This window comes from Halalkalibacterium halodurans (assembly GCF_005671335.1).
GTDB lineage: Bacteria > Bacillota > Bacilli > Bacillales > Bacillaceae_D > Halalkalibacterium > Halalkalibacterium halodurans.
The window spans coordinates 2154790-2178560 of record NZ_CP040441.1 but is presented as its reverse complement, the minus strand read 5'-3'; the positions used below and the strand labels follow the sequence as shown (position 1 = coordinate 2178560).

Sequence of the window (23771 nt, the reverse complement as noted above, 5' to 3'; positions counted from 1 at the left end):
GCTTCCTTCTACTTTTAGGAAAGCTATATTTTAAATCATTTGATGCCAAATTTTCAGGTGCAAAACCCCAATTTACACTTCTTGTGAAATAATCGGGGGTAGAATGTATCTATTTAAGATGATAGTGCAGACGATCCTTCACACGAGCGGCTATAAACCTTGTATTGATTACGGGAAGCCTCGTTTCAACAAACGAAACAAGGCTTCTTTGTGAACACTCTCAGAAAGTTTGCAGTCAAATTTTATCGCGGAACTCTGAAGGAAGTCGACAACATGGATACCTTTTATTTACGCCAAAAAATGGAATAGCCTTCCTTATCCTGAATATTAAACTCAATCATTTGTTTAAGCAGTTCGTAATGGACTGGATCATTCCAAGGAATTCGAAACAAGCCTTTGGTCGCGCTGTAGCCCGCTTGTGCAATAGCATCGGCAAATTGCGAAATGCCTATTTCTTCGGGTGAAACGCTCAAATGATGTTTCGAGGTGGAGAAGCCAATGATAAATGTACCTTGATTGGAAAACATCGGCGTATTCCACTTCATTTGTGGTTCTAAATTTGGGAATGTAGCAGCAACCCACGATAATATCTCCTCTGTTCGATCGCGGTGATCAGGGTGATCGATGCCTTTTAAATACTCTGCAAAAACTTCCAAGTTCATTCCTCCTAAAAATGTATGATTGAATATATCTCAAGCGACTTTACCACTTCTAGATTTAATCACACTACACTTAGATGTCAAATGGACATGACAAGTGTTATTCCTCAAACCAAATGACGGTTGAGGAAATTAAAAGAGAGCTAGAAGATATGCTCAAAACAAGAAGTAACGATTACGATGAACAAGGCGAAGGAACTAGGAGCCGATGTCTTTCAAGTACGTGATTATCTTTACCGCTTCCATCCCGAACAATGGAAAAAGTCAGATAACAAAGACCAACCGGAGATTCAAGAAATTGAAGTGACGATCAACCCGTTAAAGTCTATTAATAAAACGCAAAAAGAGCTGCACTAAAAGTTTCCCCACCCTCTCCATGTATAGTGTGGCAAGGGTGGGGTTTTACGAGATTAATATACGTGTGCAACAAACGTTAAGAAAAATAACGTTGCGATCACATAAAGAGGAATGGGAACCTCTTTTGCTTTTCCTAATGCAAACTTCACCAGTGGGTAGGCGATAAAGCCGAATGCAATTCCGTCCGCAATGCTATATGAAAATGGGATCATGACAATTACAAGGAAAGCAGGAAATCCTTCTGAAAAATCCTGGAAATCAATTTGCTTTACTTGCTGTACCATTAATCCACCAATGATCATTAGCACAGGGGCAATGGCGCTGCCTGGAATCAGTTTCACTAAAGGAATCGCAAAGAGCGAAAGCAAAAACAAGCTTCCTGTAACAATCGCAGTGACTCCTGTTCTTCCTCCGGCTGCAATTCCTGCTGTCGTTTCAACCGTTGCAACAGTAGGGCTTGTGCCAAAAATTCCACTCGTGAAAATAGAGACGCCATTTGCTTGAAAGGAACGGGAAAACTTCTCAGGACGATTTGTCATATTAAGGTGACCATTAATTAACCCGATGTTTTCGAACAACAGCACCATGGTTAAAGAAAAGACAGCAACGAAAAACGAAAAGCTGCTGAATCCTGAAAATGAAATGTCCCCAAATAGGCTAGGGTATTGATCTAGCGGTACAGTCCAAGTACTGAGTTCGTCGAAACTGATCACGCCTAAAACCGCTGCGATTGACGTACCGGCTATTATGCTAATAAGAAAGTTGCCTGGAACGTTTCGCATGAAAAGAACGACGGCGAGTACGACTGACATTAAGGTCGCAATGACAAATGGGCTGCTCAAATCCCCTAACGCAAGTAGGGAATTTTCACCCCGCGTAATTAGACCACCCTTTTCTAACCCGATTAATGCTAAAAACAACCCTAGGCCGACCGTAATTCCGTGCTTTAGTGAACTTGGAATCGAATCGAGTAAAAGCTGCGCGAGTTGTGTAAAGGAAATGATCGTCACAATAAGCCCAGAAATGACGACGACCGCTAACGCTTCCTGCCATGTGAGACCCATGGAATGAACGAGCGTATAAGAAAACATTGCGTTAATTCCCATGCCCGGTACGAGGATAATGGGGGCATTCGCCCAAAACCCCATTAACCAACAACCGACGAACGACGTGATAATTGTTGCAATGATTGCGGCCTCTAAAGGGATTCCTGATTCTGACAAAATCGCTCCATTCACAGCAATAATGTACACAATGGTAATGAACGAGATTAGGCCAGCAAGAAACTCCCGCTTTAGCGTTGTTTCATGACCTGGCAAATCAAAATAGTTTTTCATCCATTTGACCATCATAACAGTCCTTATTCAGTTTCCCTCTCCCACCCGATCATAAAGATCCACAAGTACGTATTATAATCGTGGACGAGCAATCTGTAAATAGATATGCTGAATGATTAGAGTGTTTGGGGTGACGCTTTAAAAAGCTCTTTTTCTACCGTAAAAAGAAAGGTCGTTCTGCTAAGTCAGAAGCCTTCTTGAATTAGGAAAGTGTAAAAAGCCAAAAGGAGTCATCCCCTTTTGGCTTCATTGTCGTTATGCTCTTTCAATGATTGTCGCTACGCCTTGCCCGCCACCGATGCAGAGGGTCGCTAAACCATAGGTTTCCCCGCGGCGCAAGAGTTCGTGAAGGAGGGTAACAAAAATTCGCGTGCCGCTTGCACCGATTGGGTGACCTAATGCGATAGCACCACCATTGACATTCAACCGATCCTTTGCGAAAGAAAGTTCTTTGGCAACGGCCAATGATTGAGCGGCAAAGGCTTCGTTGGCTTCAATGAGGTCAATGTCATCCATCGTTAGCCTGGCTTTCGTTAACGCTTTTTTTGTTGCTGGAACGGGACCGATTCCCATAATCCTCGGCTCCACCCCTGCTGTTGCATTCGCTCTAACTGTGACCAGTGGTTTGATCCCGAGCTCAACGGCCTTTTCTTTACTCATAACGACGACCGCTGCTGCTCCATCATTGATGCCAGAGGCGTTACCAGCCGTAACCTTGCCGTCCTTTTTAAATGCGGGCCGAAGAGCTCCTAGCGTTTCAGTAGTCGTCCCTCTTTTCACATATTCATCGGTATCAAACTGGATCGGTTCGCCTTTCCTTTGTGGGATGTCTACTGGTACAATTTCATCTTTAAACCGACCTGATTCAATCGCTTGGACGGCTTTTTCTTGACTCCATGCGGAAAATTCATCTAATTCGGTCCGTGACAGTCCATATTGCTCGCATAGATTCTCAGCGGTGATCCCCATGTGATAATCATTAAATGCACACCATAACCCGTCATGGATCATGCTATCAATTAGTTGATGATGCCCCATTCGATAGCCATCCCTTGCCCCTACTGCTAGATAAGGAGCTTGGCTCATATTTTCCATTCCGCCGGCGACAACAATCTCGGCATCACCACAAGCGATTGCCTGGGACGCTAAGTGGACCGCTTTTAAGCCAGAACCGCAAACTTTATTAATCGTCATCGCTGGAACTGTTTCAGGCAAGCCGGCTTGGAGCGCCGCCTGTCTTGCTGGATTTTGTCCAAGTCCAGCTTGGAGGACATTCCCCATAATCACCTCATCTACCTGCTCATTAAGAACTCCCGCCCGGTGGAGCGCTTCTGAGATTACAAGCGCTCCTAATGTTGGCGCTTTCAAATCTTTTAAATGACCACCGAAGCGACCAATCGGCGTCCGAACCCCACTGGCGATTACGACTTCTTGCGTCATCGAATCTCTCCCTCTTTTAAATAATGGCAAATCTCAAAACGAACCGAGGGTTTGCCTTGTCTTTATTATATAACCCCTGTGAAGAAAGCAACAACGGTCATAACAATCGTTGTACCGAAAGCTGCCTTAAAGAGAAATCTTTGATGGTCTCTTAATTCTACCCCTTTCTCTTATCTTTTCTAAGCAAACAAAACCCAATAAAGTGAGGCAATAATCACACCTATAATCGGAATAAGAGCAAGGTACAATAAGAGTTGATTGCTAATACTTTTATGGCTACTGTAACTCGTGTCTTCAGATTTTGTTAACGCTAATGTGATGACAAGAGCTACTATACAAACGAGTGCTACTAAAATAATTAATAGTTTCATGATTATGCCCATTCCTTTCGCTTCGCTCAAGGCACAAAACGGCATGAAATAAACTTGTGCTGAGCGATTTTTTTATTATTCTAGACTTATAGGGATACCAGTACACTACAAATCACGTGGAGGTGAGTGGGCTGCTCCAGTTATGGAGTGACCGCATGATTATATGTGTAGATTACCTTTCCAAGCACAAATAAGTGTGACTTCGAGCACGCAGACTTATCTTTGTATAAACAACTCGTTTATAGCTAGGTAATCAGTCAATGCTGTCTATCCCTATATATCTTGGAAAGGAGTTCTCCCTATGGGTTTAAAAATTGTCTATCCCGTCTGTTGTGGAATTGACGTCCACAAAACCTTTGTTGTGGCCTGTATTGCTTCAACCAACAAAGGAGTGACTACTTACAAACGCCATCGCTTTTCTACCTATAACAAAGGGCTGAAAGAGCTGTCACAATGGCTTTGTGAAAACAACTGTAAAGATGTCTGTATGGAATCTACCGGGAAATACTGGATTCCCGTGTTCAATGTTCTTGAAGATTCCTGCAACATCACTCTGGCTCATCCCAAATACGTCAAAGCCATTCGGGGTAAAAAGACGGACAAAAAAGATGCCAAATGGATTGCTGATTTATTTAAACATGATCTTGTAGCTGGAAGCTTTATGCCTCCCCTAGCTATTCGGCAACTTCGTGACCTGATGCGTTATCGTTTTAAATTGACCAACTTTACGTCCAGTGAAAAGAATCGATTTCAAAACAGCCTAACGGTATCGAACATCCAGCTTGGTAATACCGTGTCGGATACCTTTGGAAAGAGTTCCATGAATATTATTGAAAAACTGCTGGAAGACCCAACAGATACAGATTTTGATATCGAACCCCTTATACACGGTTCGATGAAGGACAAGATTCCCGAGTTAGAACTTGCCATTGATGGTGTTATTTCACCTGAGCAAGCAGGGAAAATAGCTGTGATTAAACAACATTATGATGATCTTCAAGCTCGTAAAGCAGATCTTGAACAGCTGATCCTTTCTCTTGCCGAGCCCTACACAGAAGAAATTAACTTGATCTTAACTGTTCCGCCCTTTAAAAACATCTTCTCCGCCATTGCAGTGGTTTCGGAAATAGGTGTCAATATGGACGTGTTCCCGACAGCTAAGCATTTATGTTCCTGGGCAGGGCTAACACCAACGAATAACGAAAGTGCTGGCAAGAAAAAATCCGTAAGGGTTTCGAGAGCAGGGGTTTATATCAAGCCCCTTTTGGTACAGTGTGCTACGGCTGTAGTCAAAAGCGATAAGCATCCCGAAGTCCGAAACCGCTATTTAAGACTTAAAAAACGTCGCGGACACAAACGTGCCATTATCGCTATAGCGCGAATGTTGTTAACAGCAATTTACCACATTTTGAAGAAAAAAGAACCTTATAACCCAGATCTGTATCAGAAAGCCGATGTTCTTCCAGTAAATCGCGAAATTACGATTGAACAAGCAATCTCGTTGGCAAAATCCCAAGGCTTTCGAATTATGGAAACAGTAACTTAAGTTTTGTTTGATATACCATAATTTGCTAAACAGTCATCTCTGGATGGCTTATTTGTCATACTCTTTTACTTTAGTTGTTACATCATTGGTTTATTTCAGACTTCCTCCTCCATGTAGAACAAGATCCACTTCTCCTACAGCCTTTGATTCAGCTTTATTTTGAACAACATCATCCTGTCCTGCCAATCTTCATTCTACCAACCATCCTTCACACGAGTAAAACAAACAGCTATTCAGGATTATCCGCAAAGAAAAAACACCTCCCTTGTCGTTGGTCGAGAAAGGAAGGTGTCATTTTATAGCTTTATTCTGTGACTACTAGCTTGCTGACCATATTTTCGTGGTCATCTATTGGTCCGCATACAACACTACAAGCAAGCTCAAATTCTCCAGCTTGGTCCGCAACAAATGTGACAGGTTCCCCTTCAGAGAGGGACACATTATACCCTTCAATGACTGCCTCATGATGCCCTTCAACATTTTCAAACGTAATTTCTACAGTAGCACCGAGAGGCACTTCATATTGCTCTTGATCAAAAGAAAAATTGTCTGCTTGAATATGGAGGGTGACTACGTCTTCTCCGTTAACTTCTGATTCAGCACCAGATGCAGCCTCTTCAGTCTCAGATGGTGTAGCTTCTTGCTCCGCATCCGTCGACGTGTCGTCAGAACTACCGCATGCAGCTAGACCAACAGCAAGAGTTAAGCCCATTAATGATAGCCAAATCTTTTTCATTGTAACAACCCCTTATTGAAATTAATCTCAACCGATGTTTACATAAATCATTGTACCAATTCGCACAGGTAAAATCTGTTGCCAAAAAGGCACAAAATGGTGGCGATTTTATGAAGATTTTAAAAGAGATTGTTCCGCTAGCTAGAATAGATGATATTGTATGTCGGCTTAAACACGCCAGTTGAATATTGCTTTATGTCTACTAGGTCTAAATGCCATTGGTTTTTCATTTCACTAAGCAGACGTTTACCTTTCCCAATGAGGACGGGATTCACCTTTAATACTAGTTGATCAATGAGCTTGTGTTCAAGTAGCGAACCGGCTAGTTGGGCACTCTCGTCAGACCTCTTCTGTTTGTTTAAGATTCATCAAATCCCCTCCCCGAAATAAGACTACATTCGATAAAAAGCTTGATCTCCATTAAAAAAGTAGCATTTATCCTCCTTTTCTTATTGTATTGGAATTTCAATGACGTGACCGTATCGTTTCATGTAATGCATCCCTTCGATTAATAATTCTTCCGGCTGTTCGTTTGTTTCAAACCATAATGTCCGTACTTTTAAGCTTTGTCCATCTTGTTCCATATAGGTTTGATTAAGCGTAGTCTCCAGCGGAGTGATCCCTTCGGTAGTTACAACCGATACTTGATCTAGCATCACATCTTCATCTGTTGCGATGGTGAGCTCTATCCCTTGGGAAGTTCTTGTCAAGGGATCAATCCAAAGTTGTTTTCCCGAAAGCATTTCTGCTCGTTCATCTCTTAATGGAAGCGAAATTTTCTTTTCAAGAGTCTCATATCCAGCAAATGCCTCAACGATAAGCTCGAGATTCTCTATTTCTTCCGGTAAGGCATCATACTTTAATTCAAGCTTGCTTCCATTGAAGGAAGACTCGATGCTACTTCCGATTTGATCAATAGAAACTCCGTCCACCACTAATTGAATGCCGCTAAGGTCGGATACGCGATCAAAGTTTTCTACGTTTAAGGAGCCGGTGATTACGGTCATCGTCGGTGTCGCGGTGATCGAATGGAAGCTGATGATCCCTTTGTCCACTTCCACCGTTTGTCTAATTGACTGCTTTAACATCGTTGGCATTGCCTGATTGGGATCATATGGAAACGTTAGGGCTTCTTCACTATACTGGCTACTCCCTACTTGTTGGGAAAAATGCAAAGTCAGCTTTTTGGAAAATGGACTAACTGGCTCAAACGACAATATCCCCTTTATCTCTGTCCGATCGTCATTCATGATTGATGTTCCGCTAATTACATGGGCATTCGTTAAAAATCCAGTTATGTTGCGGGTGTTAAATAAGTCGCTTGTTTCCTCGTCGACACCCTTTGAATTGAATAAACGGTAGTACAAGATGAGTTGATTTGCGTCTGTCATGATCCCCTCGATTGTTAATTCGGTACCATCTAGAAGAGTCATCCCTTTTTCAATTGCTTGTCCCTTCCCTTGTTCGTTGAGCCGAGCTAACGTATCACTGGTCAATTCTCCAAAGCCAAACAGTGTCTTACCGTAAAAGGCAATCGCATTGTACTGTGTGCCGATAAGAAGGGAAAGAAATAACGCAGCGGCGGCAAACTTCCACATCTTGGATCTTCGCTTACTTGAAGGTGCTGCTCGTAACGCGCGCCTTAACCGCTGTTCGATTTGTTCAGGTGCGTGGATGGCGTCGATTCGTTTCTTTTCAGCAGCCAATCGTTTTTCTATCTCATTCATGGTAATCACCTCCAATATGCTCTCGTAGTTTTTTTAATCCTTGAAAAACTCTTGATTTGACCGTTCCAACGGAGACATTTGTCATGTTAGCAATCGTTTGATAGTCGAGATCGTGAAAATATTTTAATTGAATCGCCTCTTTTTGCTGTTCATTCAAATGATCTAGTAAACGCATAATATCGAGATGCTGTTCACGTTGTATAAATGGATCGATCAAAGTCGAGTATCTATTTGTTTCCTCTTCATTCCACTCCTTTGCGTGTATGAGTTTCTGTTGTTTGCTAAGCATTCTCTTACAACGGTTCACTAAAATGGTGTTACTCCAACTATAAAAAGCATCCTCTTTTTGAAGCTGATCGATTGTTTCATACAGTGTAACGATCATATCTTCCATGGCGTCCATCGCATCATGGGGATTCCCCATATAAGTGAGAGCCAGTCGGTAATAGCGATCTTTTTCGGCCATCACGAGCTGCAGCAGCGCCTCTTTATTTCCTTTTTTTGCTCTTTTCACAAGTCGCCCAACATTCATTCCTTCACCTCTCTCCCTAATAAGAGTCAAGTCGATAAGAAAAAGTTCATTTTAGAAAAAATAATGAACCTAGCAAAAAAGGTGCAATTTCTATGAATCGCACCTCTAGTCAATAGTAAACGGAAACTATTCTTATTTACGAATAGTTGAAAGGGTAAAACAAGGAGTCTTCAAGTATCGTCATCATTTCGAGAAATCTAGGAAAAATGCGCATGATCTCGTATTAATACTTCCTCTTCTCTCGCGCAAAGGTATAATTTCCTTCATGTCGCGTCAACAAGTGACCTGCTAGCCAGTATGTGACAGGAAACAACCGATCGAGGAAGTAGCGATCATGGGACACGGCAATGACCGTCCCTTGAAATTCAGAAAGAGCTTCTTCTAATACTTCCCTTGAATCAATATCCAAATGGTTTGTAGGCTCATCGAGGATAAGCAAATTGTGGCGCTGATGGACGAGCTGGGCTAATCGGAGACGCATCCGCTCTCCTCCGCTTAAGTCCTTTACTTTCCGGAAGACGGTGTTTCCATAAAAGAGGTAGCGTGCTAAAATGTGTCGCGCCTCGCCTTCAGTGACTGTTACCTTGGCACGAAATTCTTCTAAAATCGTCTTCTTCCCGTCCATTTCCTCGTTGTGCTGTGATAAGTAGCCGATAGACACATTGCTGCCAATCTGAATACGCCCTTTCTCCGGCTGTTGTTTCCCAAGGATCATGTTTAATAACGTTGATTTGCCACTACCATTTTCTCCGACAATCGCGACCCGTTCCTGAAAGCGTACATGGAGCTGAACGTCATGAAACAATTCCCTTTCACCGTATGTTTTCGCTACATTCTCCATCATGATCACATCGGTTCCACTTCGATTTTGAATATGGAAGTCCAAGTCTACTTTTTTATGTTGCAAAATCGGTTTTTTAAGTAATTCAATCCGAGCTAACGCTTTTTCCATACTTTTGGCTCGGCGGTGCAAGCCGTCATTTGGCGGGTTGGAACGATTAGCCCATTCTTTTAATCGTTTAATCGTTTCCTTCATTTTCTTAATCTTCTTTTGTTGGTCTTGATAGTGTTGAAATTCCCGTAAAATCCGTTCTTCACGCTCTTTCATATAGCTGGAGTAATTCCCTTGATACGTGTGAAGTTCACCATGCTCCAACTCAAAAATACTCGTTGTTACCTCATCTAAGAAATAGCGATCATGAGACACAATGACTACGGTACCATCGTATTGGCGGATAAAATCTGTGAGCCATTCGATCGCAGATAAGTCAAGATGGTTTGTTGGTTCATCAAGCAAAAGCAGTTCAGGCGATCTGAGGAGTAGCCTGGCAAGCCCAATTTTCGTTCGTTCACCACCGCTTAACTCTTGCCATTTTTTATCGAGTAAATGTACAAGCTGTAAGCCGCTCACGACGCGATTAATTCGGCTATCGATTTCATACCCGCCTAATTGCAAAAACTGGTCCTGCAACGATCCGTATGTTTCTAAAAGTTGCTCTAGAGAGGCTGGATTTTCCGCTAACGCTCGTTCGATTTCAGCTAATTTTCCTTTCAGTTCATTTAAGTCGGAAAACACGTCATGCAAAAGTCCGCGAACTGGCTTTTCAGGGTCAAGCTTTGGTAATTGTTCTAACAGACCGAGGGACAAACCTTTTTTCCGAGTCACAGTACCTTTACTCGGGGGCTCTTTCCCTGCCATTACGTGTAACAATGTTGATTTTCCTTCCCCGTTTCGGCCGATGATACCGATTCTTTCCCCTTTTTTCACTTCACAACAAATGTCGTGAAAAATCGTATGAGCTCCGTACATTTGTTTCACATGCTGCAAACTACATATAATCATGATTATCTTCCCTCCATAAGGGAAGAGACACTCATTTATGAATGCAAAAAAAGATGGCAGAGCTTTCTCCACCATCTTTAAATTAGTCGTTTGTGGGTAGATGTCTCTTCCTGGTATTTTTCCCTATTTAAGTGTGTGCAAAAGGGCATACGTATCCCGTTGATTAGACACGTGGGAAAAAATAGCACGACGGATCCATAAATAGTCTTGAATAAACGTCACGCCTTTACCAGTTCGATTCACCTAACCCACCTCCTTTTCATAAAGTATCTTCATTTTAGTTAAAAATCGTTCGCTCGTCAAATGTCTTCTTTTTTTACCCAATGGCACTTTACTTCTTTAAGAGGAGAACAGTGCTACCGGCTAAAAGGAGAAGCAAGCCGACAAGGATGTAGGCGAAATGATTCGTTGCTGTATTCGGTAAAAGTCCTCCTTCTTTCCCATCTGTAGGCGATTTCCCATCGGTATTTTTTTGATTTAATAGCTCCTTGTTCTTCAAAGGATTCCTGTTATCGTTCTTATTTTCGGGACTAGGAAGCTGCTGTTCCTTTTCTTCTGTCGAATTAAGATTGTCGTCATGATCCGTATTGTTTTTTGCTGGCTCTTTTCCACGGATAGGCTCCTTCGTTGGCGACAACTCTTCTTCTTCCACGTTCGCTATCCGATATAAGGCAAAGTCATATAACGTTCCCCACGCCCCACCGTTCGCTTGAATTTTTGCCTCGATCGTAATTGTACCGTTTAGGATAAGAATTTCCGTTATTTCAGGATTGCGCCAATTTACCCAGCCGTTCACAGATGTGGACGTTTTAAATCGTTCGCTGCTTGTCTCGGCAAATAGGAACATATCCGAATCATGAGCATCTCCGCCTTGGATAAACATCGATAGCGTATAATAGCCCGGCTCTAAATCAGTAATTGTTTGCTTTACCGTAAAGTCGACAGCCTCAGGCGAGTAAAAGTGCAACGAATAATCCCCTGTTTTTGCATCGGATGGTTTGTTTTGATAGTTCGTATGTGGTGATGTTCCATTCTCGTAAGAAATAATCCACATGCTTCGATCATTCTCTTCAAAGCTTGGATTGCGAACGTAGTTTTGCTGGACGATTTGCAGGTGGGCTCTTACAGCTGAGCCTTCTTCGACAATCCCCTCGATTACATACGATCCCGCTCCACTGGCCAACGCCTCTTCCAATGCTTCTCCATCCCACATAACGTTCATTGTCCCAGTTGTTCCGTTGTTAAAGCGCACCTCTACTGTTTCAGGTAATGTCACAGCTTCGCCTACAAAAGCGGTAAGATAGACATCTTTAATTTCATCGATTTTTACTGGAGAGATCGTTCCGGTTTCCACATAGTTGAACACATGTAAGGAAGGTAATGGATGCCCTTGAAAATCAAACAGCGCTTGGTTGTCGACAGCGCTCCCGCCGTACCACTCACCTGCATCCTCTGGATCATATGCGGCCGCATAACTTGTCGCCCAGCCAGAGCCGTCTCTTTCCCATAACTGTTTGTTTTGTTCGATGCTTTCAGGTGGACCGACGGGAATCCACGCAGGTTCCCAGTAAAAGACGCCTATTCCCGATTTGCCTACGTTTACAACGGCTTCAATAACATCGCGAACCGCTGTCCCTTGGCCTTGAACGGTGATCGGATAATTCAATGTTTGACCAGAGCTCGGCGCTGTGTTTGCATGTCCGTCCCCATCCTGGCGCGTATACGTATAAGAGGTTTCTGCAACCATGACGAGTTTGTCGTACGTATCAGCTACATGGGATAAAACAGTCGTTAAATTGTTTAATGTCCCGTGCCAAAACGGATAATAGGAGCTTGCAAACACATCATAGTCCACATTGTATTCGTATAATCGTTGGGCAATCGTCTCATATCGACCTGGGGTCTCCGGATTTGTAAAATGGAGGGCCACTAAAATCGTCTCATCTACCTCTCTTACGGCGCGACTTCCTTCATTGAGTAGCTCGCTCATTTTTTCCCAGTTTGTCTCCCCGACAAAGGCGTTCGTCGTTTCGTTACCGACTTGAACCATCCCTATATCGAGGCCTTCATCCAACATCGTCTTTACACTTTCTTTCGTAAATTCATAGAGCGCTTGTTTCTTGTCTTCGAAACTTAACGTCTCCCATGCTTTCGGGGGCTTTTGCTTGGCGGGATCAGCCCAAAAGTCGGAATAATGGAAGTTTGCAAGTACTCTCATTCCATTTTTCGTTGCTCGTTTACCAATTTCAATAGCTTTTTCAAGGTCATTATTTCCACCGCCATAACCATTTCCATTGGAATCATATGGATCGTTCCAAATGCGGATGCGAATGTAATTGACTCCTGCCTCTTGTAACGTTTGAAAAATGTCTTGAACATTCCCGTGATCATCATAAAAGGTCACACCACTTTGCTCTAAGGCGATGATGCTTGAAATGTCAACTCCTTTCATAAAATCGTCAGGGATTCCGTCTACTCTCTCAACGAAAATATCAGCCTCAACTGGATCTGAGATCACGTCATTACCTCCTGGCTCCTCAACTAATGTTAAGGAGAATTGATCGAGATAGCCCCATGCACTAGATGTTCCTGTTATAACGGCACCAACTTCAATCGTTGATTGTTCGTCTACTTCAAGTGGCAACGTAATCGTTTGCCACTCGTTGTAGCCTGTCGTCGTAACGGCTGAAGTCGTCTCATCCTCGGCAAACAATTGGATCGCTCCTGCCTCCTCATTAGAACCTCCCATCGCTCGGACCGTTAGCTCATATATGCCGGCTCTTAATTCAGAAGTCGCTTGCTTTAGGATGAACGATTGAGATCCAGTCGCTGTGTCTCTTATCCAAAAGTTAAGGGCGTGTTCTCCTTCATCCGCTCTGATCCACGGATCATCTGCATAGGCAAAATGATGGATATCGACCTCATCAGGCGTATGCTCAATGGCCCACGAGCTATCTTCCCAAAAGTCTGTTTCAAATCCACCATTCGTTACATGATTAGGGCTACTGGATGCTTTGGCGATTGGCTTGAACATAAGACCATTGAATGTGCTAATAAGAATGACAACGATTGCTAACATAAGGGCGTTCCATGTGATCGTCTGTTTGTTGAACATGTCCTCCTCACCTTTCATTCAATCTTTCAACTAGTAAACGCTTACATTTTGAGCAGGAAGAGCACACCCAGTTTAGGGTGGTCTTCTAAGGGCTATTTGTTAGATTTTGAATAGACAAGAATCTTCACTTCATAGGGCTTTAACGTAAACTCAGCAGGTACGTTTTCTTTCGTTACTAGATCCTGTACTTCAGATTGAATAGTAACCGTTTGCTTTTCTTCGGTAAAATTCATGACGAACACATAGTCGGTTACGGTATCTCGCCTTGCTTGCACAGAAACACCTGGACCATGATTCACTGGTAGAACGGATGTTAGAGATAAATCAGTCATGAGACGACTATAAAAATCACGATGGAACTCATCGTCTAGCCGGGCGCCAATGTAGTATGCTTTTCCACCTTTGTAAGAGTGACTCGTAACGGCTGGAAGCTTTGCATAAAAGTCTTCCTTATAGAATCCTTCCGCTTGGGCTGATTCAAGCTCAATAATGGTGGCGTAATCTTTTATCGGGTACGTTTTATCTTGGTAGGTGACATAATTTCGATCACTTGGATACAACGTGTCGGTTTCGAGTGGTCTCATCCCGAAAATGTCTTGTAAGTCCTTTGGCCAACCGCCCGTATAGGTTAAATCATGTTCGTTCACAATCCCGCTAATATAAGTCATTACAAGCGTACCTCCGTGTGCCACATATGACTTTAAACGGGCAATCGTCTCCTCGCTGGCTAAATAGAGCATAGGAACAATGAGCAATCGATAAGCGGAGAAATTTTGCTCTTTGGTAATGACATCGACTGGAATATCTCGTTCCCAGAACGTACGGTAGTGTTGCTGCAGCGTTTGTGGGTACCTTTTTGATTTCATCCCAAATCCTTGGGCATCCCCGAGTGCCCAATGGTTTTCCCAATCAAACAAGATGGCTACTTCAGAGGTGCGGTTCGTACCGACGACTGGTGCTAGCTTTTCCAATGTTCCCCCAACTTCACTGACATCTTGAAACACTCGATTATTCGGACTGTTATCATGATCAACGACAGCTCCGTGGAATTTTTCCGAGGAACCTCGGGATTTCCGCCACTGGAAATACAAAATACTGTCCGAGCCATGGGCAATCATTTGCATCGAAGAAAGCAGATGCATCCCTGGGCGTTTTGCCTTATTGACGTCATGCCAATTGACTTTACTTGGCGTTGATTCCATTAACAAAAACGGTTGTTGTTTTAGGCTGCGATATAAGTCGTTAATAAAGCCGACCTTCATCGCCAGATCAGCGGTGCTTTCCCAATCGTTATGCCATGCAGGATAAGCATCCCAGCTAATGACATCGAGGTGTTTGGCAAACTTGCTGTAATCAAGGGCTTGAAAAGGAATAAGATCAAACGTATCCGCCATAAAGTTAGTCGTAATGGGAATCTCTGGCGTGAGCTCCTTCAATGGGACAATTTCATTTTCAAAAAAGGAGATCGTTTGGTCTGTAACAAAGCGCCGCCAATCTAAGTTTAAACCGTGCACCCCCTTCTCTCCGATTGGAGAGGGGGATTCAATTTGTGACCAGTCGGTATAAGTGTGACTCCAAAACGAGGTCCACCAGGCCTTGTTTAACGCATCTAAGTCGTTGTTATACGTTGATTTAAGCCAATCTCTAAACGCTTCTTGGCATTTTTCGCAGTGGCATTCGCCGCTATATTCGTTCGAAATGTGCCACATTAAGAGGGCTGGGTGGTTTCCATACCTTTTTGCGAGCAAGCGATTGATCTGCTGTGTTTTTTTTCGATACACTTCAGAGGTAAAGCAATGGTTGTGGCGGCCGCCATGAAGCTGTTTGACACGATTTTCATCGACGCGCAACACCTCAGGATATTTTTGCGATAACCAAGCTGGTCGAGCCCCGCTCGGTGTCGCTAAAATAATGTTTCCCCCGATTTTATGGATGTTTTCAAAGATATCATCAAGCCATTCAAAATGATAAACTCCTTCTTTGGGTTCTAGTGTGCTCCATGCAAAAATACCGACTGAAAAGGTGTTTGAATGGGACAGCTTCATCAAGTGAAGATCGTCTGCTAAAATATCTGGCCTATCTAACCATTGATCGGGGTTGTAATCCCCGCCGTGAAGCATATGCTTAGCCTTTGTGACAAATGTTTTACCGTGTATGGACATAGCTCTCTCCTTCTTATCTCTCGTTCTTTTTTTACTGAAGTTTTGACTTCGTAGAGGCTTCCGTTGCAGGAGTTGCGACCTAGCTATCCTTTCGTTCCTCCCGCTGTTAAACCGGAAACAAAATGACGTTGCAGTAAAACGAAGATGAATGCAACGGGAATGCTGATTAAAATCGCTCCTGCGGCAAATTTTGTGTAGCTCGCCCCCATAACATCATTTACTAGATTGAAGAGCCCGATTGGTAACGTATACGCATCTGGCGTTCTTAAAATCGTGGACGCTAAAATAAAGTCGCCGAGAGGACCTGTAAAGCCGTTCATCGCTACAACAGCGAGCATCGGCTTTGAAAGAGGCATGATGATTTGGAGAAAGATCCGCGTATGGCTCGCACCATCGATTCGCGCGCTTTCATCTAAATCGATTGGAATGGAATCCATGTACCCTTTCATTAAATAGGTGTTCATCGGGATGAGCCCACCGATATAAAGCATGATCAACAGCCAATGACTATTCATTAACCCGAGCATTTGCGCTAGGACAAAGAGGGCAATTAACGCTGAAAACTGAGGAATCATTTGTAGCAGTAAGAAGAGCGTTAAGCCATGCTTTCTTCCTTTGAATCGAAAACGAGAAAAGGCGTAGGCTGTAAACGAAACGCTGATCATCGTACCGACCATCGTGAAAAGACTAATTTTCAGCGAGTTTTTATACCATTGGACATATTGCAAGCTACCTTTTCCTGCAAACAATTCTTGATAATGAATGAGCGATGGATTTTCCGGAATGATCGATGTACTAATTAAACTGTTCCCAGGGTTGAAGCTCGCGCCAACCGTCCAAAGCAGGGGATAAATGATGACACATACCATAATGGCTAATAGTAAGTATGAAAGAAGAAGTCGAATGAACTTCTTTTGCTTCATGTTTGTTTTCACCGCTTATGCCCCCTCCTTGAAAGAATTAGTCCGTCTAAATTGCCATAAAGCAATTGAGATAACGAAAATAGATAATAGAATCGTTAAAGCAGCCGCTAATGAATATTGACTGGACTGCATCGTTAATTTATAAATCCAGGATACAAGGATGTCCGTGCCTCCTGCTGTTGACCCAGGCATCGCAGGACCCCCGCCATTAAACAAATAAATAATGTTAAAGTTATTAAAATTAAAGGTGAACTGGGTAATGATCACCGGTGCAATGGCAATTAAAATCATTGGCAGCGTGATGTGACGAAATTTGGAAAACACTGATGCTCCATCAATGGTAGCAGCCTCATAAAGATCATCAGGAATCGACTGCAACACCCCTGTCGTCACAAGAAAAATGTACGGAAAGCCAAGCCACCCTTGTATCGTAATTAACGCCACCTTTGTCCAAGTAGAGTTCGTCATCCACGGAATCGGATCAATCCCAAAAGCGGCGAGAATGTCGTTGTTAATCGCTCCGAAGCTATCGTTAAACAGTCCGGCAAAAATTAAAATCGTAACAAAGCCTGGTACCGCCCAAGGCAAGATCAGTATAGTGCGGAAAAACTTCTTAAATTGTAAATCCTTCTGGTTGACAACCACGGCTAGAAGAATCCCCAGGCTCACTTGAAATGTGGAGGCTACAAGAGTCCAAATAACGGTCCATGAGAGCACATCGAAAAAAGTGGCACGCCATATATCAACGATGAAAATTTTTGAAAACGTCTCAAGTCCAACCCAATCAACTAAATTGGCTGGTGGTGAATGATATAAATTATAGTTTGTAAACGCTAAGGCGAAGCTAAATAAGATTGGAAAAATAACCGCGAAGATTAAAATAAACAAAGAAGGTCCACTAACCAAATAAGGGTATCCTTGTTCAACAAGGTTTCGGTATTGATCTTTCAAAGAGTGAAGTGGCCTGTTTTCATCGCGTAACTCTCCATTTTTATAAGCATCTCGTAAGTTTATATAATACATGGCAAGACCAAAACATGTGACAATCACTGCGATAATCCCTTCCGCTAATAAGAAGATCGAATTATCACGAGGGACTTGTGTCCCCAATGTGAACAGACCCCAAAATCCCATATTTAATAAATCGCCAAATACAAATAAGAACGATATGGCGAGAAACAAGAAAAGCAAACCCTTCACCCATTGTCTGTTATAAAATTGGCCTAGTCCCGGGATCACAGACAATAATAAAGCTATTTTTCGATGCTGCATGTTTTCACCTCTCTATATCCACAAATGACGAAACGAAAAAACGTTGAACAAATGGTGTCTAGCGCCTTTTGAGCACTGGACACCATTTGGTTCTAAATCCTTCTACTTGTCACTATGGTTCGCTTCAATTTGTCCTCTGATCGTTTCAACCGCTTGAGTTAAAGCATCTCGGGGGCTTGCATTCCCTGTGGCGATCGTTTGTAATGCGGCATCAGTCGGGGTCCACACTTCATTCATTTCAGGAATATTCGGAGTCAGCTCAGAGAATTGCGATTGTTCTGCGACCGCTTTTGCCGCATCGCTTTCAGTGACGACTGGATCTTCAGCTAACGCTTGGAATGCTGGAACCTCTTTTGTTCTTTCATAACGCGTGCGCGAGTTTTCTTCGTTGGCGATAAATTTCACAAACTCCTCAGCTAGCTCGGCGTTTTTAGAATACGAACTCACATTGTAGCTTTTTACGCCCATAAATGAGCTCATATTCAAACCATTGTCTAGCTCGGGCAATTTTACAACACCGTAGTTGATCCCTGCTCTTGCATATGGTTCAAGGTTCCACGGGCCAGAAATGACGGCTGCTGCTTTTCCTTCTGTAAACAATGAATCGAGCACATTGATCCCTTGCTCGCCGATGATTCCTGACGGGAACAACCCTTCTCCATAAAAACGTTGAATTTGTTCGGCCCCTTCAATGGCGCCTTCTGTATCCAAGCCAATGTCTGTCGGATCATAGTTTCCTTGATCATCAAGTCCAAATACGTATCCACCATAGCCACCTAGTACACTTTGTGCATAATAAATTTGGTCAAATAACGCTAACAAACCGTACATGTCATCTTCACGAAATTCCTTCGATAGGTCAAACCATTCATCTAACGTTTCGGGTAAATCATCCTCGGAAATGAGCTCTTTGTTATAGTAAAGCATCGTTGTTTCCACTGCTTTCGGTAAGCCATAAACTTTACCATCAACGATTTGCGAGAGCATCGCTGCTTCTGTGTATAGGGATTGGATGTCCTCACCCATGACTAATTCTTTTACCAACCCTTCAGTGACAGCTGTTCCGATTTGATCCCCAGGCATCGTAAACACGTCGGGGCCAGTCCCTGCTGGGCCGTCGAGTCGCAAATCTTCAAGCTGCTGAGCATAAGGCTTTTCCACCACTGTAACGGTGACGCCATGCTCAGCTTCAAATTGAGCAACTGCTTCTTCGATCCCTTCTGATTTTTCTTGGTCTTCCCAGATGAGTAATTCGTTGCTTGCAGGTGCCTCAGCTGTGCTTTCCCCACCTTCATCTTGCGGGCCGCAAGCGACTAAAGCGAGACTTAGCGCTATTCCACTTACGATGCCTATGAATCGTTGACGTTTTTTCATCATACGAACTCCCCTTCTTTTTATTTTTTTGTGAGTCTATCTATGAAAGCGTTTTATAAGATTAATATAACACTAGAAAAGAAAATAATAAACAACTTTTTTACTTAAATGAGTAAAATATTTTCGGAAAACAAAAACCTAAGAGGAACTCCCCTTAGGTTTGTATCAATTCGTGCTTTTGCGAATGACGAGCTCGGCTCCAATGTAGAGTGTTTTCACGCTTTTTCGTTTATCCACTAGCCGTTCAAGCAACAATTTGATCGCGTTATTGCAAAGCTCTTCAATATCGATATGAAACGTCGTTAACGGCGGAGACACGTATTTTGCAATACTAATGTTATTTATACTTATAATGCTCACGCGATTTGGAATGGCTATTCCTTTCTCGTTAAGCGCTTGCAAGCAGCCAACTGCAATAGGGTCGCCAGCGACAAAAAAAGCTGTTGGTAAATCATCACCGAGGGTTTCGATCGCTTGCTTCATTAAGTGGTAGCCGTTATCGACGGAAAACCCTCTACGACAAAAAATAAACCCTTCCTTTAGTCGTTGCTTTTCGTCTAAATATTGTCTGAAGGCACGTTCACGAATGTCCATCTCATCCATATCTGTATTAGGGTTATGATATGTCCCACCGATAAGGCCAATCTGCTGATGACCTTTCATAATCAAAAAATCGATGGCTTGTTTTGTCATTTGTGCCAAATCTGGTCGAACAGAATCAAAATGATTCGGATCTGGGGTTGAATCGATAAATACCCCGTTTGTCGTTTTTTTTCTTAAATAAGCAAGCTCTTCATCTGAAAAAGTTCCTACGGCAATAAAACCTTCAATGCTGTCGGGGATTTTTTCAATCCCGTCAGAGATTTTATACGTTTCTAATTCTACATTAAATGCCTTAGCGAGCTTTTCGATCTCGAGCCGCATCGTTTTAAAATATACATCTTCTAATTCTTCTTTATCGGTAAGCCAATATAAAAAAGCGACATTTTTAACGAGCGCTCTTACAGTTTTCTTGCGATAGTTTAACTTGTCAGCGACCTCGTAGATCTTTTCTCTTGTCTCTTCTGTAACAGAAAGATTTTGGTCATTGTTTAACACTCGGGAGACGGTGGAGATGGAGTATCCCGACATTTCTGCTACGTCTTTTATTGTTGCCAATTGTGTCCCCTCCTACAAATACTATTAGTAAAACTTTTACTAATATTTTTGCTTAATCATTTAATAAAGTCAAGAGTGCTTATGATAATAAACGAATGGTTTGATCCCATGCCATTAACCATAAATGATGTTTCCACTTTATTATAAACTTCTTTTGCCCATTCTAGCATTATCAAAAAACATTTAAAGAAAACACTTACAATCATTTTGAATTTATGGCATACTTAGGGAGAGTTGCTTCAAGCTCAAATTCTCTATGGGAGGGAATGTGATTCTGATCTCGATTATTGGTACGTCAAATAGTCTGTTGTTTTTATCCCTCATCGTGATCGTTGGTGTCCTCTGGCTCATTTTAAGGAAGTTGAAGAAATCATAAACCAAAAGAGCGTCCATGTTCTCTTTTGGTCTTTTTTTACGTTTTACCAATTCCAGAAGGTGACCTTCCCTAGTTGTGCGCCTCGGACTTAATCTAGCTCCTCTAATTGAAACAATTCCTTCATCGGGTCAGTAACGACCTCTCCGTACGAATTCCATGATATTCAAGAAATGAATCCTTTTTTCAAAGACGTCGGCTCTAAATAGTCTTTCTACTAAAGCTGAATAAAAAATTCTTAAGTTTTTCTAAAATCTAGCGAAAGACTCTGTTAGCATTTTATAACTTTTGATATGATGAGGAAGAGTTTCCAATGTTTACATTTTGGAGCTGAAAGAATGATAGAGATGAATGGGTAAGGATGAATTAGATGAAAGAAACTAAACATGTTTATATTCTACTAACAGACACTGGAACGTTGTTTACAAGAATGATTCGCTTATATACAAAACAAAAATTAAACCATGCCTCCATCGCCTTTGATCGAGAACTTTCTGAGCTGTACAGCTTCGGCCGAAAAAGACCACACAATCCTTTTCTTGGGGGCTTTGTTAGGGAGAACGTCCATGCACCACTCTTTTATCGGGCGTCTTGTGCCGTCTACCGTTGCGAGGTCAGTCTAGCAGATTATAAAGCCATGAAACAGAAGGTAGCGATGATTGAAAAACAACAGGACGATTATCGATATAATTTGCTAGGCTTAATAGGTCTCATGTGTAAGTGGGATATTCAACGAGAACGAGCGTTTTTTTGCTCACAGTTCGTCGCGACCATTTTAAATGGTGGATCGACAAAACTAGTGTCAACTCCGCCTCAATTTGTGCAACCTTATCATTTGACGGATTTAATCTGTACGGAGAAAATCTATGAAGGTAAACTAGCAGCCTATCCGTTTCTAATATGGGGAGAGACAAGTGAAGGAATGTCTGTTGCAAAATGTGAGCAATACGCAGGCTAAAGCAGGTGTCATAAATCGTCTCAATAAAAAAGGCCCTTTTCCCTTTGTGGGAAAGGACTTTTTATAACTATTGTAGTTGCTTTTTCCATTCGTTATACCAGTTTTCAATGCTATCACTCGTATGAATGCCATATTCTGCTTCTAATACGTGATTGAGCTTTTCATATTGCGATTTCACCGAGTGATTATCCCCCATTTTGGCGTATACTTGCATTAATAAAAAGTAGCTCGTTTCCATAAGTGGATGCAGCGTTTGTACACGCTGGCAAAGGGTGATAGCATCCGTATAATACCCGCACTCCAAGTAGTAAGTTGTAACTTTATTAAACGTGGAATGATAGAGTGTTCGCAAGCGTTCCCGCTCATTTTCTGCCCATAGATACGCTTCCTCCGCTAAATAATCACCTTTATACGTTTCTAATAGTCTTCGATAGGTTGGCATTGTATCTTCCGTGATGTTCGGTAGTTGTCTAAGCTCTCTCTCCCATTCTTCGACATCTAGCTTGGTATCATTTAAATTAAGCTTGTAGCTTTTATCAAAACTGACGACTGTACTATTCATTTGCAAGGAGTCCAACATTTTACGAATTTGATAAATCGCTGAGTAAAGTTGAGCGTATCCTTTTTTTACATCTGACTCAGGCCAGAAGAATTCGAGCAGTACATCTTTTCGTACCGGTTGTTTTCGATGCTGAACAAGATAGGCGAATAATTCTCGAGCTTTCGCTGTCCGCCAATTTACATCTATTGGATCAGCTTTTCCTATTTCAGACCCATTTTGAAAATGCAAGGTTTGAAAGCAGCTGATGATCTTCGATTCCGTCTGTGAGCTATGCGGTTCAACCGTTTTGCGATCGGTTATCCGCTCAATGGTACGGTTTAAACGATCACGCTGCACAGGCTTCATCACATAATCAATCGCATTAAGCTCAAATGCTTTAACAGCATATTCATCGTAGGCGGTAATAAAGACGATATGGATCTCGGGTAGGGTAGATTGCACCTGTTCGGCGAAGTCAATACCGTTGATTTCTGGCAAGTTAATATCAAGAAAAATGAGGTCAGGTTTGTGTTGGATTACGGATTGCATCGCTTGATTTGGGTTTGTATAGGATCCAATGATGGTGAGACCGCCGATTTCAACTAAAAGTTTTTCCAAGTATGCTAGAGCTAAAGGCTCATCATCTACTAGTATGATCCGCAAACTGGATACCTCCCGCTGTCATTTCCAACATCATACCTTTTTACCATCGATTTTAGTAGTGTCTTTTTTTTTATTGCTTTTTTCTCTTACCTGGTTCATGTGTCATGCTTTTTGTCCGTTTGTTTCCACTAATACACCCCGAACGGCTACCCGTTGCTTCCCTGATCTCGTACATGTAATCATCGTGATTTCATTTTTCCCGTCTCGATCATCCAATATGTCTACATCAGTCGGTTCAATAATGCTTATGTCGGTAACTTTGTAAACAAACGTTTCTTCTTTCGTATGGAGAAACACTTCGTCTCCTATCGTCACATCTGGGAGGCGACTAAAATGTCGGTTGCCTCGATACCCTCTATGGCCGGCAATCGCAAAGTTCCCTTCACCTGGGTGCTGATTCTCTTTCAACTGAGTTAAGGCAAGCTTTAAATTTTCCTCTGTTGTTTCACTTAACACTTTTTGCTTCAACTCAATCGATGGTATCTCTAGCTCCAGTACCGCATTCAGCTCATCAGTCGTAAAGGAAGTGCCTTCGACTTGCTCATAATCAGAAATGAGAGAAAGGGCTTCTTCCAAAGCCCTTACCTCTCTTCCGTGTTGCCATTCATAATAGAGGGGAATCGAGACCAGAATCAACCCTGTGAGTAAAAGCATCACACCTAGTATTTTTCTGGTCTTGTTCAT

Annotated in this window: 19 protein-coding genes and 1 pseudogene; 3 read left to right on the top strand and 17 right to left on the bottom strand. The window is 42.4% G+C overall.

Annotated elements, in window-relative coordinates:
• Positions 1-284 precede the first annotated feature (284 nt).
• Positions 285-656, bottom strand: a complete 372-nt coding sequence (locus tag FED51_RS10580; protein WP_138090505.1) for an iron chaperone — start codon at positions 654-656, stop codon at positions 285-287.
• 153 nt (positions 657-809) lie between these two features.
• On the opposite strand from FED51_RS10580, the gene FED51_RS10575 reads away from it, so the two are divergent.
• Entirely contained in the window at positions 810-1016 is a 207-nt protein-coding gene (locus tag FED51_RS10575; protein WP_276403825.1) for a Ger(x)C family spore germination C-terminal domain-containing protein, read from the top strand.
• Between the two features lie 53 nt (positions 1017-1069).
• Here FED51_RS10575 and FED51_RS10570 read toward each other — a convergent pair whose 3' ends face one another.
• The 3 genes from FED51_RS10570 to FED51_RS10560 all read right to left on the bottom strand — a co-directional run bounded on the left by FED51_RS10570 (position 1070) and on the right by FED51_RS10560 (position 4176).
• Positions 1070-2365 (bottom strand): NCS2 family permease, encoded by a 1296-nt coding sequence (locus FED51_RS10570; protein ID WP_138090501.1) that lies wholly within the window; start codon positions 2363-2365, stop codon positions 1070-1072.
• Positions 2366-2608: 243 nt separating this feature from the next.
• Positions 2609-3793: an acetyl-CoA C-acetyltransferase gene (locus FED51_RS10565; protein ID WP_138090499.1), complete on the bottom strand. Its 1185-nt coding sequence runs from the start codon at positions 3791-3793 to the stop codon at positions 2609-2611.
• Between the two features lie 179 nt (positions 3794-3972).
• Complete coding sequence (locus tag FED51_RS10560; protein WP_233443756.1) at positions 3973-4176, bottom strand: BshB3 potential contributor to bacillithiol synthesis; 204 nt, start codon at positions 4174-4176, stop codon at positions 3973-3975.
• A gap of 289 nt (positions 4177-4465) precedes the next feature.
• On the opposite strand from FED51_RS10560, the gene FED51_RS10555 reads away from it, so the two are divergent.
• A complete protein-coding gene (locus FED51_RS10555) occupies positions 4466-5710 on the top strand; it encodes an IS110 family RNA-guided transposase (protein WP_138090497.1) in 1245 nt (414 codons plus the stop codon).
• A 304-nt stretch (positions 5711-6014) separates the two neighbouring features.
• Here FED51_RS10555 and FED51_RS10550 read toward each other — a convergent pair whose 3' ends face one another.
• The 11 genes and pseudogenes from FED51_RS10550 to FED51_RS10500 all read right to left on the bottom strand — a co-directional run bounded on the left by FED51_RS10550 (position 6015) and on the right by FED51_RS10500 (position 20552).
• Positions 6015-6446, bottom strand: coding sequence for a cupredoxin domain-containing protein (locus FED51_RS10550; protein ID WP_010898186.1), 432 nt, complete (start codon positions 6444-6446; stop codon positions 6015-6017).
• A 137-nt stretch (positions 6447-6583) separates the two neighbouring features.
• A pseudogene (locus tag FED51_RS21575) lies at positions 6584-6775 on the bottom strand (dihydrofolate reductase family protein); the annotation flags it as partial.
• A 120-nt stretch (positions 6776-6895) separates the two neighbouring features.
• Positions 6896-8173 carry a DUF4179 domain-containing protein gene (locus FED51_RS10540; RefSeq protein WP_053431159.1) on the bottom strand — a complete coding sequence of 426 codons (1278 nt, stop codon included), beginning with the start codon at positions 8171-8173 and terminating at the stop codon, positions 6896-6898.
• The gene (locus FED51_RS10535) at positions 8166-8705 is read right to left on the bottom strand and encodes an RNA polymerase sigma factor (protein ID WP_053431160.1); all 540 of its coding nucleotides are present in this window, start codon (positions 8703-8705) and stop codon (positions 8166-8168) included. The genes FED51_RS10540 and FED51_RS10535 overlap by 8 nt, the downstream gene beginning before the upstream one ends.
• A 223-nt stretch (positions 8706-8928) precedes the next feature.
• Positions 8929-10548, bottom strand: coding sequence for a ribosomal protection-like ABC-F family protein (abc-f, locus tag FED51_RS10530; protein ID WP_138090495.1), 1620 nt, complete (start codon positions 10546-10548; stop codon positions 8929-8931).
• Between the two features lie 331 nt (positions 10549-10879).
• Positions 10880-13663: a glycosyl hydrolase 53 family protein gene (locus FED51_RS10525; protein WP_138090493.1), complete on the bottom strand. Its 2784-nt coding sequence runs from the start codon at positions 13661-13663 to the stop codon at positions 10880-10882.
• Positions 13664-13755: 92 nt separating this feature from the next.
• Positions 13756-15825: a beta-galactosidase GanA gene (locus FED51_RS10520; protein ID WP_053431163.1), complete on the bottom strand. Its 2070-nt coding sequence runs from the start codon at positions 15823-15825 to the stop codon at positions 13756-13758.
• Between the two features lie 83 nt (positions 15826-15908).
• Entirely contained in the window at positions 15909-16748 is an 840-nt protein-coding gene (locus tag FED51_RS10515; protein WP_041821527.1) for a galactooligosaccharide ABC transporter permease GanQ, read from the bottom strand.
• 15 nt (positions 16749-16763) lie between these two features.
• Positions 16764-18020, bottom strand: coding sequence for a galactooligosaccharide ABC transporter permease GanP (locus FED51_RS10510; RefSeq protein ID WP_053431164.1), 1257 nt, complete (start codon positions 18018-18020; stop codon positions 16764-16766).
• A 102-nt stretch (positions 18021-18122) separates the two neighbouring features.
• Positions 18123-19394 (bottom strand): galactooligosaccharide ABC transporter substrate-binding protein GanS, encoded by a 1272-nt coding sequence (locus FED51_RS10505; RefSeq protein WP_053431973.1) that lies wholly within the window; start codon positions 19392-19394, stop codon positions 18123-18125.
• Positions 19395-19559: 165 nt separating this feature from the next.
• A complete protein-coding gene (locus FED51_RS10500; RefSeq protein WP_010898176.1) occupies positions 19560-20552 on the bottom strand; it encodes a galactan degradation operon transcriptional regulator GanR in 993 nt (330 codons plus the stop codon).
• A gap of 743 nt (positions 20553-21295) precedes the next feature.
• Here FED51_RS10500 and FED51_RS10495 point away from each other — a divergent pair.
• Entirely contained in the window at positions 21296-21883 is a 588-nt protein-coding gene (locus FED51_RS10495; protein WP_010898175.1) for a hypothetical protein, read from the top strand.
• A gap of 67 nt (positions 21884-21950) precedes the next feature.
• Here the strand turns inward: FED51_RS10495 and FED51_RS10490 are convergent, their stop codons facing one another.
• Complete coding sequence (locus FED51_RS10490; RefSeq protein ID WP_138090489.1) at positions 21951-23087, bottom strand: response regulator; 1137 nt, start codon at positions 23085-23087, stop codon at positions 21951-21953.
• Positions 23088-23189: 102 nt separating this feature from the next.
• Complete coding sequence (locus tag FED51_RS10485) at positions 23190-23771, bottom strand: class D sortase (protein WP_138090487.1); 582 nt, start codon at positions 23769-23771, stop codon at positions 23190-23192.

Coding starts and splice junctions, on each gene's coding strand:
- FED51_RS10570 (WP_138090501.1), bottom strand. CDS start 2,365: ATGGTCAAATGGATGAAAAACTATTTTGATTTGCCAGGTCATGAAACA.
- FED51_RS10560 (WP_233443756.1), bottom strand. CDS start 4,176: ATGGGCATAATCATGAAACTATTAATTATTTTAGTAGCACTCGTTTGT.
- FED51_RS10505 (WP_053431973.1), bottom strand. CDS start 19,394: ATGAAAAAACGTCAACGATTCATAGGCATCGTAAGTGGAATAGCGCTA.
- FED51_RS10555 (WP_138090497.1), top strand. CDS start 4,466: ATGGGTTTAAAAATTGTCTATCCCGTCTGTTGTGGAATTGACGTCCAC.
- FED51_RS10550 (WP_010898186.1), bottom strand. CDS start 6,446: ATGAAAAAGATTTGGCTATCATTAATGGGCTTAACTCTTGCTGTTGGT.
- FED51_RS10495 (WP_010898175.1), top strand. CDS start 21,296: ATGAAAGAAACTAAACATGTTTATATTCTACTAACAGACACTGGAACG.
- FED51_RS10520 (WP_053431163.1), bottom strand. CDS start 15,825: ATGTCCATACACGGTAAAACATTTGTCACAAAGGCTAAGCATATGCTT.
- abc-f (WP_138090495.1), bottom strand. CDS start 10,548: ATGATTATATGTAGTTTGCAGCATGTGAAACAAATGTACGGAGCTCAT.
- FED51_RS10515 (WP_041821527.1), bottom strand. CDS start 16,748: ATGAAGCAAAAGAAGTTCATTCGACTTCTTCTTTCATACTTACTATTA.
- FED51_RS10540 (WP_053431159.1), bottom strand. CDS start 8,173: ATGAATGAGATAGAAAAACGATTGGCTGCTGAAAAGAAACGAATCGAC.
- FED51_RS10485 (WP_138090487.1), bottom strand. CDS start 23,771: ATGAACAAGACCAGAAAAATACTAGGTGTGATGCTTTTACTCACAGGG.
- FED51_RS10565 (WP_138090499.1), bottom strand. CDS start 3,793: ATGACGCAAGAAGTCGTAATCGCCAGTGGGGTTCGGACGCCGATTGGT.
- FED51_RS10535 (WP_053431160.1), bottom strand. CDS start 8,705: ATGAATGTTGGGCGACTTGTGAAAAGAGCAAAAAAAGGAAATAAAGAG.
- FED51_RS10510 (WP_053431164.1), bottom strand. CDS start 18,020: ATGCAGCATCGAAAAATAGCTTTATTATTGTCTGTGATCCCGGGACTA.
- FED51_RS10525 (WP_138090493.1), bottom strand. CDS start 13,663: ATGTTCAACAAACAGACGATCACATGGAACGCCCTTATGTTAGCAATC.